A 15991-nucleotide genomic window follows, 5' to 3' on the forward strand; every position below is an offset into this window, starting at 1 on the left:
GATGCTCTGCGTTCTCCCAAATCCCCATCCCCTAATCCCTAACACCCATCCCCCGCCCCATCTCACGCAGCGCATCCCCAAGCGCGCGGCGCTCGGCCGGGTCGTCGGTGGCGGCGAGGAGCGCGGCCAGCACCGGCAGCCACTCGGCGCGCACCGCTGCGGGCGCGTCGCCGCCCAGCCGCGCGGCCCAAGCCATGTCGCGGCGCAGCAGCGCCAGCTGGTGCTCGGCGGCTGTGTAGCAGCACACCGTCGCGGGCAGGCGGTCGGATTTGGCGGGCGGGTATGCGGTGCCGGCCACCAGTTCGTGCGGTGCGAGCTTGAACAGCCCGGCCAGCAGCAGCACCGTGCGCTCGCTCGGCAGCGCCAGCCCCAGCTCGAAGTGCGACACCGCCACGCGCGATGCCGCCAGCCGCGCCGCCAGCTGCTCCTGCGTCCAGCCGCACGCCGCGCGCAGCCGCGCAATTCGCGCCCCCAGCGACTCAGGCAGTTCGGGATGCTGTGGTATCATAGGCCGATTATACTGGCAAATTCGTCTGCGCGCGGCTAAGCCAGTTAGCAGACAGCGCGCCGCTTCGCGAGTATACTGCTGCGGCAGAGCAACACTGCGACGCCATGCATCGCGTCGCACAATAGGAGAAATTCGTTCACATGGCCAACAAAAAACGCGCCCTGATCACCGGCATCACCGGGCAGGATGGCAGCTACCTCGCTGAATTCCTGCTCGCCCAGGGCTATGACGTGATCGGCATGATCCGCCGGTCCAGCACCGTCAACTTCGAGCGCATCAAGCACATTCAGGACGATATTACCCTGACCACCGGCGACCTGCTCGACGAAGTCTCGATCATCAACCTGCTGCGCGAAAGCCGCCCCGCCGAGGTCTACAACCTGGCCGCGCAGTCGTTTGTGCAAACCTCGTGGGGCCAGCCGGTGTTCACGGGCGAAACCACCGCGCTGGGCGTCACGCGCATGCTCGACGCGATTCGTATTGTCGATCCGGATATTCGCTTCTACCAGGCCAGCTCGTCGGAAATGTTTGGCAAGGTGGTGGAAGTGCCGCAGCGCGAAACCACGCCCTTCTACCCGCGCAGCCCCTATGGCGTGGCGAAAGTGTACGGCCACTGGATCACGGTGAACTATCGCGAGAGCTATGGCATGCACGCCAGCAGCGGCATTCTGTTCAACCACGAAAGCCCGCGCCGTGGCCTGGAGTTCGTCACGCGCAAGATCACCAACGCGGTTGCGCGCATCAAGCTTGGGCTCGACAATGAGCTGCGGCTGGGCAACCTCGAAGCGCAGCGCGACTGGGGCTTTGCCGGCGATTACGTGAAGGCGATGTGGCTGATGCTCCAGCAGGATCAGCCCGACGATTTTGTGGTTTCGACCGGGCAAACGCAGTCGGTGCGGCGCTTCTGCGAGCTGGCCTTCGGCCACGTCGATCTCGACTACAGCAAGTATGTCGTGCTCGACGAGCGCTTTATGCGCCCGGCCGAAGTCGATCTGTTGGTGGGCGATTCGACCAAGGCGCGCGCGGCGCTGGGCTGGGTGCCCGAAACCTCGTTCGAGCAGCTCGTGACCATGATGGTCGAAGCCGACCTGGCGCTGCTGAAAAGCCAGCAGTAGCGGCAGCTTCTAAACTCGATCTCAGATTCGGCAATCGCTACGCACTACGCGCTCCCAAACAGGAAGTGCGTAGTGCGTAGTGCTCTGGAAAGAAAGTTCTTTCATACAACGGGCAAGCTTCCAGCAAGCTCATCTGGTTATCAGATTGACGCAAACTGGCTTGAGCTTCCTGGAAGCTGAGTACAGGGAATTTATTTTCCAGAGTAGTAGTTATAGTTGCGGAGGTGGCTTCACACACCATAGATGCGATCGAGCCGATCCTGCTCGCGCACGCACACCGTCTCGACAAAGCGATGAATGTCGCGCACTGACTGGATTGCGACAAAGCCAGTGCGCAGGAAACGGTGGATGTCGGCCATGCCAACCGTTTGGGCCAAACCCTGCGTGCTTTTCAACACCCCGCCGATTAGCGGGCGCTTGGCCATGCGGTAGACATTGTAGAGCGAGAGGCGCACCAGCTCGATCTGGCGCACCCGGTCGTCGTAGTTGTCGGCCGCAGCGTAGGCGCGCTCGTAGCTTTCCTCGTCGAAATCGAGCGGCGCGTCCACTGCCACGAGCGCCTGCGCGACCGCGTCGTCCAGCGTATTCGTCAGATCGATCAGCTCCAGCACATTTTGCACATCGCCGACGTTCAGGCCGGGCGCGAGGTGCGTAAACTGCTGCAACCTGCGGGCCTGTTCGTCGCGCGCGGCAAAATCGCGCGGGCCATACATTTCCTCGAAGAAGAACTCGCCAATATCGTGATATTGTGTTTCAGCTGCCAGGTCGGCGTGATCGCGGCGCAACCGTCGCGACTGAAAGGCCTGAAGTGCAGTCTTCATTTCTTGCAACGTTGCCATAGTATTCGTGTGGGCAAGCTGACGCGGGAAGCACAGCGCGGCCCGGTCATCCTGCCAGCGCCTCCTCGAAAATCCGCACCGCCTGGCGAATTTGCTCGGCATCGACGACGAGCGGTGGGATGAAACGAACCACATTGTCATACGAACCGCAGTTGAGCAGCAGCAGCCCGCGCTCGCGGCAGCCGGCCAGCACGCGCTTGCACAGGGCCGCGTCGGGGCCGCCATCGCTGCGCACTAGCTCAACGCCAACCATCAGGCCCAGGCCGCGCACATCGCCCAGGGCGGGATTGCGGCTTTGCAGTGCGGTCAGCTCGCTGCGCAGCAGCGCGCCCATGCTGGCGGCATTCTCCACGAGTCGATCTTCCTGAATGGCCGCAATTGTTGCCACGCCCGCCGCGCAGGCCAGCGCGTTGCCGCCATAGGTGCCGCCGTGCGAGCCGGGGTGCCACTTGTCCATCAGCTCGCGCCGCGCCGCAATGCCCGAAAGCGGCAGGCCCGAGGCAATGCCCTTGGCCATCACCATGATGTCGGGCGTGACGCCAAACTGCTCGACGGCGAAGAACGTGCCGGTGCGGCCAAAGCCGGTCTGCACCTCGTCGGCAATCAGCAGAATGCCGTGCTCGTCGCAGATTTCGCGCAAGCCCCACAGGAACGAGGCTGGGGGCACGATGTAGCCGCCCTCGCCCTGCACCGGCTCGACCAGCATGGCCGCGATCTCTTCGGGCACGGTTTCGGTTTGCAGCATGTGGCGCACCTGGCGCAGCGGGTCGCCGCAGCACTCGGCGGTGTTGGGCGCGGCGGCCGACATGGCGGCGGTGTTCTTGCCGGCGGCGCGGCCAACCGCGCACTGGTAGCAATAGGCGAAGGGCGCAATATGCACGCCCGAGGGCAGGGGCGCATAGCCGCCGCGATATTTGCCCTTGCTGGTTGTCAGCGCCATCGCGCCGGCGGTGCGGCCGTGGAAGCCGCCGCCAAACACAATCACGTCGGTGCGGCCGGTGGCCTGGCGTACTAGCTTCAGCGAGGCTTCAATTGCTTCGGCGCCGCTGTTGCTGAAAAAGAAGGTGTCGAGCGAGGGCGGCACCACGCCGCGCAGCGCCTCGACCAGCTCGAGCATTGGGCGGTGGTAGACGATATTGGCCTGGCCGTGCAGCAAGAGGCCGGCCTGCTCGCGGATGGCTTCGACCACGCGCGGGTGGCAGTGGCCGGTGTTCGTCACGCCAATGCCGCAGGTGAAATCGAGGTAGCTGCGGCCGTCGGCGGCATACAGGCATGCGCCCTCGCCGCGCTCGACCAGAATGTCGGTGTAGCGCGCCCACACTGGCGAAAGGTGCTGCTGCTGTTCGAGAAGCGTCATGGCTTGCTCCATTTCAAAAACCGTTATTCTCGCAAGCGATAGTTTACTGCTGTTTCAGGCGAGCCAGCGCCGTGCGCGCTTCGCCGGCCCACTCGCCGTTCGCGTTTTGCTCAAGCGCGCTTTCATACGATTGCACCGCGTCGGTGCGCTGCCCAAGCTGTTCTTCTGCCAGGCCCTGGTAGAAGCGTGCATCGGCATAATCGCCACTGCGGTTGGTGATGGCGGTTGCAAACTCGGCGCGGGCGTCCTTGGCTTTGCCTTGCGCCAGGTATACGCGGCCCAGCCAGTAGTGCGCTTCGGAGAAATTGTCCTGCAAATCGATGGCCGACTGGAGGTCGCTGGCTGCGCTGTCGAGGTTGTTGGCGCGCAGGTACAGAATGGCGCGGCGGTAGTAGGGTTCGGCGAGCTTGGTGCTGGTGTTGATCGCTCTGGTGTAGGAGCTCAGCGCCGCGTCGCGGTTGCCCTGCTGCTCGTACAGCGTGCCTTGCAGCAGCAGTGCCTCGGGGTAGTTTGGCTTGATCTGGAGCGCCAGCGCGAGGTTTTCCTGCGCCAGGTCGGGCCGTCCGTCGGCGGCCTGCGCCTGCGCCAGCCCGAAGTAGGCTTCGGGGTAGCGATTCTGGCGCAGCTTTAGCGCCGCAACATAGGCGTTGATGGCGGCGGGCGGGTTGGGCTGGCGAATGAGCGCCTCGCCCAGCCACAGCTGCGCCTCGGCCGACTCAGGATCGGCGGCAATCGCATCGTTGAAATGCGCCTGCGCCACCGTCCACTGATCCTGCGCGCCAGATGCGCGGCCCAGGCCAATATTCGCCGCCACGCGCTCGTCTTGGCTGATCGAGTCGAGCTGAAGCGCGGCTGTGTAGCGGTCGCTTGCGCCCTTGGGGTTGCCGCTTTGCAGCGCCACATCGCCCAGGCCCACCAGTGCGGCGGCGAAGTTGTTGTTGCGCAGCTCCAGCGCGCGCAGCTCATCGGTTTGGGCTTCGGTGAGCTTATCCTGTTTTAAGTTGGCCTGGCCGCGCCCGTGGTACAGGTCGGCCAGCAGGGCGTTGGGGTCGGTTCCATTGGCCAGCGGGGCCGGGTTGGTCGCCGTGCGCGCCGTAATCGCCTGATCGTAGGCGTCGGCGGCAGTGCTGTATTCGCCATTCTTCAGCAGCACATCGCCAATATCCTTCAGCGCCTGTGGGTCGTCGGCACCGGCGTGCAGCGCGATTTCATACTGCGCGCCCGCCTCGGTGTACATACCTTTGCTCGCGTAGAGCCGGCCCAGCGCAAGATGTGCCTGTGTGTTGGTTGTGTCGAGATCGACGGCGTGCTGGTAGGCGGCGAGTGCCGCATCCTGGTTTTTCTGCTCTTCCAGCAGCGTGCCATACTCAAACGCGACATCGGAATTCGTCGGGGCGGCTTGCTGTGCCCGCTCCAGCGACTGGCGCGCGCCTTCGGCATCACCACTTTGCTGGTACAGGCGGCTGAGCGCAATCATTGCGCCGATGTTGTTTTTGTTCGCCAGGGGCAGCAGCAGCGCTTCAGCTTCCTTCTTGCCGGCCTGATCGGTTTTGCTCAGCGCCTCAGCCAGCGCCAGGGTATTGGCATCGCTCGGTCGATTTTCCGCAAACCAGCGCCGCTGCACCACCACAGCAGCCCAGTCTTTGTCTTCTTCTGCCAGGGCAATCAGGCGCTGGCGTGCCGGGAAGAATGCCGGCTTGAGCGCGACCGCCTGGTTGAGCAGCTGCCTGGCGGTGTCGCGCTCGCTCTTGGCGAGGTGGGCCAGCGCCTGCCCATACACCGGCTCGGCGCGGTCGGGCGCGAGCGCGGCGGCCTTGTTGAACTGCGTCAGCGCGTTGTCGGGCTGGCTGTTCAGCAGCTCGCTGTTGCCGAGCAGCACGAGTGTATCGACATCGCCGGGCTGGCTGTTCAGCAAGTCTTGCAGAATGGCGCGCCCCTGCCCGGCTGGCGAGCGGTCGCCCGCGATTGCCGCCCAGATCGACGCAATCGTGTTGCTGGGCGCGCGCACGCCTTGCACACTGCCGCGCTCGAGCTCCACCAGCGCAAGCCAGCGCTGGCGCACACGCAATTGCGCCTGGGCACGCTGGGCCTGGTTGATCGCCACCTGACCGGCCACCAGATCGCTGGCCGCATCCTTCGCAGTTGCCAGGCGCGTCCATAGCTGGCCAACCACGGCAGTATCGTCCACTGTTTTCGACAAATTGTTGCGAATGGTGTCGAGCTGCTGGATGGTAAGTGCATCGCTGCCCAGCAATTCCCACTCCAGCGGGCCGCGCGCATTGGCACTCTGCGAAAGGTCGATCAGCACCTGTTCCATTTCGGCGTCGGCGGCGAGGCGGCCGCGCGCGCTGTTGCGCGATTCGGGCGTCATGCTGTTGCTGTCGATAGTGATGCCGCGCTGGGCCGCTTCAAGTGCTGCGCGCGCCTGCTCGAACTGCCCGTTCTGGCGGTAGGCTTCGCTGAGGGACAGCAGCATAGGCACGGGCGGGGTGTCGCTGCCGAGCAGGTTGGGCGTGCGCGCAATTTCCAGCGATGTGACTGCGTCTTTGGAATTGTTGTCGCGCAGGTTTTGCAGGCCGAGGTTGTAGCGCAGGGCGCTCAGGTCGCCGCCTTCCAGCGCCTTGATCGTGTCGTTGAAGCTGGCTGCGGCCCCGGCGTCGCCCGCATCCTGCTGAATCGCGCCGAGGTTGTTGAGCAGCAGCGCGGCCTGCTTGCGCTCTGGGGTGGTGCCAATTGCGCGAATGGCGGCCTGGTATTCCTCGATTGCCTGCTGAAACTCGCCACGCGCCCACAGGATGTTGCCGCGCAGTGCGCGTGGCAGCGTAGGCACCAGCATGGGGTAGCCGTCGGCAAGCTGGCCGAGCGAGGTAAAGGCGCTGTTGAGATGGCCGGCATTGTAGTCGGCCAGCGCGCCAAGCAGGTTGGGCAGAACGTCTGCGCCATTCAGGGGGCTGCTGGCAAGCGTATACTCGGTGGGCATGGCGAAGCGGCCGGCATACCCTTCCCATGTGAGCGGCGTCGACGTGCCACTCGGCCGGTAGGTAAGCTGCGGGCGCAGGGTTTCGCGATCCACCACCCCGCCGGCGGTGATTTCGCCCCACACCAGCGCATCGGCGCGCTCACGATTGAGCACCTGGAGGGCGGTGGCGCTGTCGGCCGGCGCATCGTTCAGCAGGCGCGCAATCACGCGCTGACCGCTGGCCTCGGGCAGGCTTACCGCCAATGTGCTCGCCACCTCGCGGCCAGTTTGCCCAACCGTGCCGCCCGGCTCGCGGAACGGCGCAACCAGCACCACAAACTGCTCGGGCGTGGGCGCGTTCGTCAGGCTGAAGATCTGCCAGCCGGCCAGCACAATAATCAGCGCCAGCAGCACCACCAGAATACGCTGGCGACGCATACCGGCGGCACGGATGCGCTCGCTCAGGCGTGGAGGCGCAGACTCTTCGCGAGGAGTGTATTCTTCACCATTTGGTTCGATGATGGTGAGACCGGTGTTGGCTGGTGGAGGGGGTGGGGGAAAGAAGCGTTGCCGGAGGCGGCCAATCTGGCTCGACGGCGACGCGCGAACTGCGAGAATGAGAGCGGCAGCGATGAGAACGAGCAGCAGCACTGCGATGAGAGAGAGGGGTGACATAGCTTCATCCTGCTATTTGTCGACGCGTTTCACTCCTGACGATGGAAAAATGGTTCGGTTGCCGCTTGAAATGCCGCTGGCTCAACCGGCTGGCGCAGCACAAGCTTGAAGCCATGCGCCTGAGCAGCAGTGGCGGCTTCATCGCTGTTCGCAATCGCCAGCAGCGGCACATCTGGCAGGTCGAGCTGCAATGTTTCGCTGAGCTCCCAAAGCTCAGCGCCTAACTGTGCATCGGCGATGATCATATCAGGCTCGGGCACCTGCTGCAGCAGGGCGTTGGCTTCCAGCAAACCGGATGCTTCCAGCACGCGCTGGCCCTGCTGGTGCAGGTAGCCGCGCAATGTCCGGCGCAGCGGCGATTCGGGCGCAACCAGCAGCACCACAGGCAACTTGCTGCCACGTCGCTCTTCCATCACCGTGCCGTCTTTGCTGCGCACATCAACCGCGTACGAACTGCCCGATTCCTGCTTGGCGAACTGCTTCATCTCCGCCGCCACGCGGCTCAGTTCCTCGTAATCAGCGAAGATACGATTGCGATTTGTTGCAACGCCAATTGAGAGCGACACAAGCGGGAAACGCCGCATAATGCCCTGCCGGTCGATGCCCTGCAGGAAGCCACGCGCGAGATCGCCTTCATCGTACAATAAACGCACGCGCTGATCAAATGCGGTCATCACCGCTTTGCACAGCGCTTCGAGCTTTTCGGGCGTCGTCAGCACTGCAAAGTCGTCGCCACCGATATGGCCAATGAAATCGGAGCCAGTGCCACGGGAATCGACCATCTCGGTGAGCACATCCGCCAGCAGCTTGATCACACGATCGCCGCGCGCCGGGCCGTAAGTGTCGTTAAAGGCCTTGAAATTATCGAGATCGACATACAGATAGGCAAATTCATCGGGCTGGTTCAGCCGGTATTTCAGCTCTTCGGCCAGCAGCACATTGCCCGGCAGGCCGGTGAGCGGGTTGCGCACTGGCTGCTGCGATGCGCGGCGCAGGTGCCCTTTGATGCGGGCCAGCAGCTCGGGGATGTTGAAGGGCTTGGTGATATAGTCGTCGGCCCCGGTTTCAAAGCCCGTCACCACATCATCGAGCGTGGATTTTGCCGTCAGAATAAGCATGGGCAAATGGGCGGTGCGCGTGTCGTTGCGCAGTTGGCGAATGGCCTCGTACCCATCCAGCTGCGGCATCATTAAATCAACCAGCACCAAATCGGGCACGCGCTCTTGTGCCATGCGCACGAGTTGCGCGCCGTTTGCTGCCAGCGCGACCTCATACCCTTGCCCAACCAATACAAGTTCCAACAGTTGCCGAACGGCGAGTTCGTCGTCGGCTATCAGGATGCGTGTTGTCATAGAGTTCGAAGCCACCAACACAGATCTGGGTATGATATTATACGAGGCCGCACCAAATTGTACAACAGATTATCCATATTGCGAAAAAGGCCTGCTGCCTAGTGCGCTTTCAGCGCAGGGTTTAGGGGATGGGGAATAGGGATTAGTCTTTGCAATGCTGGTGTTCTTCCCTGATTTCCGCATCGCTTTCTTGATAATGCACTAGATGACGAGCTGTGCATAGAGACTTTCCAGGCTGAGATCCTGCCGCACAGTGTCGATCGATTCGAGCGTGAGCGTTGCGGCGCTGACGCCGAGGCGCACCGCTTCGTCAACCGGGATGTCGTTGAGCAGCGCATAGATCACTGCACCCGTCAGAGCGTCGCCCGCGCCGGTCGGGTCGGTTATTTCAACTGAAATAGCGGGAACATAGCCGCTGGAATCGGCAGTGGCATACACCAGGCCAGCCTCGCCCAGGGTAATAATTGCGATGCTGACGCCCAGGCTTACCAGTTGCTTGGCGGCCAGTGCGCCTTGCTCGGTATTACCAACTGGCAAGCCAGTGAGCGCCTGCGCCTCCACCGCATTTGGTGTTACCAAAAAGAACTGGCCAGCCAGATCGCGGTAGCGCAGCGCCGGCGCATAGGCTACCGGCTCCAGCGCCACCGGCACGCCCGCCGCCCGGCAGATCGCCAGCAGAAGCTCGGCGCTTTCAAGCGGCACGTTCGCGTCGATTGCCACCATGCGCGCCTGTTCGAACAACTCGGCGTGCTCCTGAATATAGTCGGGGGTGAGCGCCTGGGCGGCGGCGGTATCGTCGATGCCCACCAGCATGGTGCCGCTGCTGCTCAGCAATGCCATATAGGCGGCCGAATGCTGCTCGCAGCTGATCAGCACGTGGTCGGTGTTGACACCGGCGCGCTCGGTTTGCCGCACCACAGTGCGCCCGAAATCATCCTGGCACACCACGCTCAGCAGCACCGTATTCAAGCCCAGCCGCGCCATATTTTCGGCGACATTGCGCGCGCAGCCGCCCACGCTGATACGCACATCGCCCGCATTCGAGGTGCCCGCCACAATGTCGCCGGCAATGCGCCCCTTGATATCGAGGCAGGCCGCGCCAACCACTACCACGTCGATCGCCTGATTGTCGGTGCCATGCTGCTGGGCCATGTGCCCTCACTTCATGCCTACATGCGGGTCGTGTTCATCTCGATGGTTGCTTCAGCCGCCGCATGAATCGCATCGAGCACAATATCACGCAACGAATCGGGTGAAAGATCGACGCCGGCTTCTTTCAATGCCTTCACCATTTCAGCCACGCGCATTGCCTCGGCCTGGGCCTGGGCTGCGCCGGTGACACGAATGCGCGTGGCCTCGCGCTCGGCCTTGATCTTTTCCATCAGGGTTTCGTCTTCGCGCACACCAGCTTTGTTGATGCCTTTAGCAATGTCAGGGTTGAAATCGACTTTCTCGATCTCCAGCGCCGACAGATCGATCCCCCAGCGGCGCACCGCGTCGGCCAGGCGCTCGTGCATCAGCTCGGCCAGCGAGTCGCGGTTGTTGTAGATCTCAACGGCATTCTGCGCGGTGGTATTGTTGAAAATAACCGTGCGCGCAATATCGCGCATCTCTTCTTCCATCTGCCGGTGAATGAGTTTTTCCCAGTACACCACATCGAGCCGCGCTTCGCGAATCGGCTTGCTCATCGACTTCGCGATATCGGCTTCGACCTGGCTGCGGTTTGGAATGCCGCTCAGAATGAGCTGCGGATCGCGCACCCGATATTCGGCGTGCAGCTCAAGCGCATCGACATTGTGCCGCCCACGCGTATTGAGCTTTTCGACCTTCACATCGCTGTGGAGCTGGTACATCGGAATTTCGGCCAGCTTGTACTCGACGCCGGGCGTCAGCGGGGGGGAGATCGGGCCTTCGGCCAGCCGCACGCCGCCGCTGTAGTAATTGCCAACCAGCACTCGCCGGTCGGGCGGCACGCGCATAATATTGCGCTGTGTCCACGAGAACATGCCCAGCAGCGCCACTGCCCACAGCGCAGGCACGACAATGCGGCCAACCCCGCCGAAAAGCGCCCGCCCAAGCAGCGCCGCCGCCACCAGCGACACCAGCGCAGCAAAAATAGCCATTGCGCCAATATCGCGCCAGCGCCGGCTTTGCCCAACGATCAGGCTGACCAGCATAATCAGAACCGATAAAAACAGCACCAGGCCATTTGCTGGAATAAGCAGATAGATCACGACCAGAGAAGCGAAGAGAAGCCCCAGAACGGCGGAAGAAGCGACGGTTTTGATGGCCATTCAGACCCCCTTGTGTATACAGTTGCGGTTGCTGGGCGCGTGGTTTGGCGGTATAGTTCGATGCAGAATGCCGCCCAGAGTTCTGCGTTGCCGATTGTATAACACGCCGGCTGCGCGCAGCGGGCGGTCGAAACCAGTTCAGTTCGTGTGTGGTGGGCGGCGTCGGGTGCCGTTGGCGGCCAGCGCTTGGCTGCGCCGGGAACGCTACACTCCGTTTTGGCGAAATGGCGCATCAGATTGCGCAATGATGCGCCGCGTCGTTGCATTATACTACAGCTCAAGCGGCAGATGCAATAGTGGCATGCTGCCCGCCAGGCCGGCGGGGACGTCACGCTACCGTATATATAATAAGGAAGCGAGCGCTATGCGAGTGATATTTCTGGGCACGCCCGAGTACGCGGCCATTCCTCTGCGCGCCCTCGCTGCCGACCCGCGCTACACGGTTGTTGGCGTGGTGACGCAGCCCGACCGGCCAGCCGGGCGCGGGCGCAGCGCCGAGCCGCCGCCAGTGAAGCGCGCCGCGCTTGAGCTGGGCCTGCCCGTGGTGCAGCCGCCCACCCTGCGCGACCCTGCCGTTGTGGCGCAGCTGGCCGAGATGCGCCCCGAGGTGGGCGTGGTGGCGGCCTATGGCGAGATATTACGACGGAATGTACTAGAGATTCCGCGGCTTGGCTACCTCAATATTCACCCCTCGCTGCTGCCGCGCTACCGTGGCCCCACGCCCGTGCACGCCGCAATTTTGGGTGGCGACGCCGAAACGGGTGTGACGGTGATGCGGCTCGATGCCAGGATGGACAGCGGGCCGATCCTGGCGCAGGAGCGCGTGCCCCTCCCGTCCGACGCGCGCAACGGCCCGCTTACCAATGAGCTGTTCGCGCATGGCTCGCGCCTGCTCCTTGGTGCGCTGGCCGCCTACGCCGATGGCAGCCTGCAGCCCGCGCCGCAGGACGACGCGCAGGCAACCTATTGCGCTATGCTGCAAAAAAGCGACGGCGTGATCGAGTGGAATGTGCCGGCCGCGCAGATCGAGCGCATGACCCGCGCCTACGACCCCTGGCCCGGCGCGCAGACCACCTGGCAGGGCCAGCCCTTCAAAATCATCGCCGCGCGCGCCGAGCCGGCTGCCTCGGGCGATGCTGCGCCCGGTACGCTGCTGCTGCGGCCAAATGGCGTGGCGGTGGCCACCGGCGACGGCGCGCTTGAGCTGCTGACCGTGCAGCCAGCCGGCAAGCGCCCACTGCCCGCGAGTGCATGGCGCAATGGCCTGCACAGCACCGCAGGCGCGCACCTGGGCGGCTGACTCACCAATCCTTCATCCCAAAGGTTAAGGCCAAATGGTATACTGACACTGCTTTTACGCCGGCCGCGGCGCGCGGTATGGGCGAGCTTTCGCAAGGAGCAGGCTACGGCCTGAGTGAAACATATGCGTGATTCCGTATCGCGGGTGATGCGAATCCAACTCCCCATCTGGCTGGTTGTGCCCATGGTGGCGCTGGCCCTGGTTGCTGGGGTGGGTGGCGGCTATTTCGGAGCTACCTTTCTTAACCTGAACCACAGTTCAAGCTGCCCTGAGTCGGCCGAGGTCTGCGCGAGCTTCGAAAACTTCTGGAAAACCTGGGACCTCGCGCGCGACGAGTATGTCGACCCGAGCGCGGTGGTGCCGCAGAAAATGATCGACGGCGCGATCGAGGGTATGCTCGACACGCTGGGCGACAATGGGCACACGCGCTACCTGCCGACCGACATTGCCAAGGCCGAGCGTGAAGAGCTATCAGGCAAGTTCGAAGGCATTGGCGCCTACATCGACGTCAAGAACGACCAGCCGATCATTGTGCAGCCAATGGAAGGGTCGCCCGCTGAGCAGGCCGGCTTGCGCTCCAACGACCAAATCCTGAAAGTCAATGGCGAGGATGTGCACGGCATTTCGGTTGCCGAGTTGCGCAACAAAGTGCGCGGCCCGAAAGGCACGCAGGTGACGCTCACCGTTCAGCACGCTGGCGAAACCGCGCCGGTCGACATCACCATCACCCGTGCCGAGATCACCTCGCCAAGTGTGACATGGCGCATGCTGCCTAACCAGGTCGCCATGATCCACCTCAACCAGTTTGCCGAGCGCTCGGGCGATGAGCTGAAGCAGGCGCTTACCGATGCGCGCCAGCAGGGTGCGGCTTCGATTGTGCTCGATCTGCGCAACAACCCGGGTGGCTACGTGAACGAGCTGGTGGCCGTTGCCAGCCAGTTCCTGCCGGCGGACACCACTGTGCTCCTTGAACAGAATCGCGCAGGCGACCAGACGCCCTACAAAACCACGGCTGGCGGCGTAGCAACCGACCTGCCGCTGGTGGTGCTGGTGAACAACAATAGTGCCAGCTCGGCCGAAATTCTGGCTGGCGCGCTGAAAGACGCCGGCCGCGCGCGCCTGATTGGCGATCCAACCTTTGGCACAGCCACGGTGCTGCGTACCTTCAACCTGAACGATGGCGCGCAGGTGCGAATCGGCACCACGCAATGGCTCACGCCCAAGGGCGAAGTTGTGCGTGGCAAAGGCATTCAGCCCGACGAACGCGTGTCGCTCGCGCCCGAGGTGGCCCCGCTGACGCCCGCCAACGCGGCCAAGCTCGATGCGCAGGCGCTGCTCTCTAGCGACGACGTGCAGCTTGTGCGCGCGCTCGAAGTGCTGAAAACACTGGCCGGCCATTAGCTGCAACAAAGTGCTGGGCGGCTGCGTCCTACGTGCATCGAACATAGTACGTTTGGCGAATGCTAAACGAGATGAGGTGTACAATGCAAGGCAAACGATTAGTGCGCAGCCGCAACGACCGGATGGTTGCCGGCGTGGCGGGTGGTATCGCCGCTGTTTTCAATATCGACCCGCTGCTGGTGCGGATTGGCTTTCTGGCGCTGGGCATGCTCAACGGCTTTGGCGTGGTGATCTACCTGGTGCTGTGGTTGCTGGTGCCGAACGAGGATAGCGTCACCGTCGATGCGCGCAGCCAGGTGCGCGAGAACGTCGGCGAGATGCAGTCGGCCGCTGAGTCGCTGGTGGATCGCGTGCGGGGCATGTTTAGCTAAACAGCACGGCAAAAGCAGCAAGAGCCGCCGGGTGCATATGCATCTGGCGGCTTTCTTATGAGGCCGATTGTAGCGGTGTGGCGTGCAGGTGCTGCCAGAAGTAGAAGGTCGCAATCGTTCGGTATGGCCGCCACGGCTCGGCCATGGCGCGGATCGCCGCCGCCTTGGGTAGTTCGGCCATCCCATAGGCGCGCTGAATCCCCGCCCGCAGCCCCAGGTCATCCACAGCCAGCACATCCAGCCGCCCCAGCGAAAAAATCAGAAACATCTCGGCCGTCCAGCGCCCAATGCCCTTCACCTGGCACAATTGCGCAATCACCGCTTCGTCATCCAGGGTCGGCAGGTGTTCGAGGTTCAGCGCGCGGCTGGCGATTTTGCTGGCAAGATCGTGCATGTAGTTGGCCTTGGCAGTGGAAAGCCCAACCGCCCGCAGCTGTTCAAACGGCACGTCCGCCAGTGCGTCGGCGTTCACCTGCTGGCCGGCGGGCAGCAGCGCCAGCAGCCGCCCCATGATCGCCGCTGCCGCCTTCACCGAAATTTGCTGGCCAACGATTGCCGACATCAGCGCGTACAGCGGCGGCCGGTTGCGCTCGCGCTCTACCACCCCATAGCGCGCAATCAGGTCGGCCAGCACTGCGTCGGCCTGTGCGAGGTGTTCGAGCGCACCGGGCGGGTACCCTGCCAGTACAGATTCATTCTGGCTCATTCGCGCCCCACGCAACGCCTGAGTCGGCATCGAGGTGCATGTCGGTCGTGAGCTGGCGTGGCTCGCCCAGGCGCAACGTTCCCGCTGCGTCGGTCTGCACGTCGGCAACCCACAGATCAAAGCTATTCGAGCCTGCCGTAGTGGCAAGAAAGGCGAGCATGTGCCCATCGGGCGAAAAGGCCGGCGCGCGCGCAAAGCCCATTGTGGTGAGCTGCACGGCTGCGCCGCCAGCCACAGGCATCGCATAAATATCGGTGCCGCTGCTGGTGCGCGCGGCACATGCCAGCCACTGCCCGTCGGGCGAAAAGGCCGGATCGTAGCTTTGCGGCGGCGCGCCGGGCAGAACTGCTGCGTGATCGCTGGCGAACGTATAACGATACAGAGCTGGCGCTTCTTCTTGTTTCACCGGGCTAAACGCAAACACAATTGTCTTGCCGTCGGGCGCATAGGTTGGCCGGCCAACGTGCCCATCTGCGCTGCCAAAGGCCTGGCGTTCGCGCGCCCCTTCAGCCGAGATGGTATACAGCGACATGCGATATTCAGCGGCGGGTGATCCAGCCGGCGGCCCAAACTGTGACGCAAAGGCCAGCGTCGCGCCGTCGGGCGACCAGGCTGGGTAAAACGCCCAGCGGCTGGCGTAGATGCGGTCGTAGCTATAGGTAGAAGGGTCGGGCGTGTTGTTGGTGAGGGCCAGCGGCGCAGGCCCCCCGCCCGAGCGCACCACAATATCGCTGCCGCTGGTGACACGGCGGGCATAGGCAATCTGCTGCCCGTCTGGCGAGATCGCTGGCTGAAAGGCATCGCCACTGCTCGTGAGCTGCTCGCCATTATCGCCGCGCCAGCGCCACAGGTTGCCTGCCTGCACAACAACCAACTGGCCCGGCAGCGCTTCACTGGAAGGGACTGGGCTTGGGCTGGCCTGGACAACCGATTGCGCAGCTGCGGTGGGCGCTGGCGCGACAAGCGTACTCGTTGGCGCAAGCACTGGTTGCAATGTTGGGGCAGCGTTTGTGGCCGAGCTGCAACCGCACAGCAGCAGGCCCAGAGAAAAAGCGGCCAGCCTGGCCAGCAAATGTTGAATTAACTGTGGTACGCGGAATGCGCTGATCATAGA

13 protein-coding genes are annotated in these 15991 nt (G+C 63.4%); 4 read left to right on the top strand and 9 right to left on the bottom strand.

Features of this window, described 5'->3' with window-relative positions; all coding sequences use genetic code 11:
- Positions 1-31: 31 nt before the first annotated feature.
- The gene (locus M1P90_RS27805; RefSeq protein WP_483698924.1) at positions 32-508 is read right to left on the bottom strand and encodes a helix-turn-helix domain-containing protein; all 477 of its coding nucleotides are present in this window, start codon (positions 506-508) and stop codon (positions 32-34) included.
- A gap of 140 nt (positions 509-648) precedes the next feature.
- Here M1P90_RS27805 and gmd point away from each other — a divergent pair, with 140 nt between their 5' ends.
- The gene (gene gmd, locus M1P90_RS27810; RefSeq protein WP_483698925.1) at positions 649-1623 is read left to right on the top strand and encodes a GDP-mannose 4,6-dehydratase; all 975 of its coding nucleotides are present in this window, start codon (positions 649-651) and stop codon (positions 1621-1623) included.
- A gap of 230 nt (positions 1624-1853) precedes the next feature.
- On the opposite strand, the gene M1P90_RS27815 is transcribed toward gmd, so the two are convergent.
- The 6 genes from M1P90_RS27815 to M1P90_RS27840 form a co-directional block, all read right to left on the bottom strand.
- On the bottom strand, positions 1854-2462 hold the full coding sequence (locus tag M1P90_RS27815; RefSeq protein WP_483698926.1) for an FFLEELY motif protein: 609 nt from the start codon (positions 2460-2462) through the stop codon (positions 1854-1856).
- A 46-nt stretch (positions 2463-2508) separates the two neighbouring features.
- Positions 2509-3819 (bottom strand): aspartate aminotransferase family protein, encoded by a 1311-nt coding sequence (locus M1P90_RS27820; RefSeq protein WP_483698927.1) that lies wholly within the window; start codon positions 3817-3819, stop codon positions 2509-2511.
- Between the two features lie 43 nt (positions 3820-3862).
- Positions 3863-7453 carry a tetratricopeptide repeat protein gene (locus M1P90_RS27825; RefSeq protein WP_483698928.1) on the bottom strand — a complete coding sequence of 1197 codons (3591 nt, stop codon included), beginning with the start codon at positions 7451-7453 and terminating at the stop codon, positions 3863-3865.
- Between the two features lie 29 nt (positions 7454-7482).
- A complete protein-coding gene (locus M1P90_RS27830; protein WP_483698929.1) occupies positions 7483-8805 on the bottom strand; it encodes a response regulator in 1323 nt (440 codons plus the stop codon).
- Positions 8806-9006: 201 nt separating this feature from the next.
- Positions 9007-9957, bottom strand: coding sequence for a carbohydrate kinase family protein (locus tag M1P90_RS27835; protein WP_483698930.1), 951 nt, complete (start codon positions 9955-9957; stop codon positions 9007-9009).
- A 17-nt stretch (positions 9958-9974) separates the two neighbouring features.
- Positions 9975-11099 carry an SPFH domain-containing protein gene (locus tag M1P90_RS27840; protein ID WP_483698931.1) on the bottom strand — a complete coding sequence of 375 codons (1125 nt, stop codon included), beginning with the start codon at positions 11097-11099 and terminating at the stop codon, positions 9975-9977.
- Positions 11100-11463: 364 nt separating this feature from the next.
- On the opposite strand from M1P90_RS27840, the gene fmt reads away from it, so the two are divergent.
- From fmt to M1P90_RS27855, 3 genes are all read left to right on the top strand, one after another.
- The gene (fmt, locus tag M1P90_RS27845; RefSeq protein ID WP_483698933.1) at positions 11464-12399 is read left to right on the top strand and encodes a methionyl-tRNA formyltransferase; all 936 of its coding nucleotides are present in this window, start codon (positions 11464-11466) and stop codon (positions 12397-12399) included.
- A gap of 147 nt (positions 12400-12546) precedes the next feature.
- Entirely contained in the window at positions 12547-13800 is a 1254-nt protein-coding gene (locus M1P90_RS27850; protein ID WP_483698934.1) for a S41 family peptidase, read from the top strand.
- Between the two features lie 83 nt (positions 13801-13883).
- Entirely contained in the window at positions 13884-14171 is a 288-nt protein-coding gene (locus M1P90_RS27855; RefSeq protein WP_483698935.1) for a PspC domain-containing protein, read from the top strand.
- 55 nt (positions 14172-14226) lie between these two features.
- Here M1P90_RS27855 and M1P90_RS27860 read toward each other — a convergent pair whose 3' ends face one another.
- Together M1P90_RS27860 and M1P90_RS27865 are read right to left on the bottom strand one after the other, a co-directional pair.
- The gene (locus M1P90_RS27860; RefSeq protein ID WP_483698936.1) at positions 14227-14877 is read right to left on the bottom strand and encodes a DNA-3-methyladenine glycosylase family protein; all 651 of its coding nucleotides are present in this window, start codon (positions 14875-14877) and stop codon (positions 14227-14229) included.
- A complete protein-coding gene (locus M1P90_RS27865) occupies positions 14864-15988 on the bottom strand; it encodes a TolB family protein (protein WP_483698937.1) in 1125 nt (374 codons plus the stop codon). The genes M1P90_RS27860 and M1P90_RS27865 overlap by 14 nt, the downstream gene beginning before the upstream one ends.
- Positions 15989-15991: the final 3 nt, after the last annotated feature.

It is taken from the genome of Kouleothrix sp. 19917 (assembly GCF_057073505.1).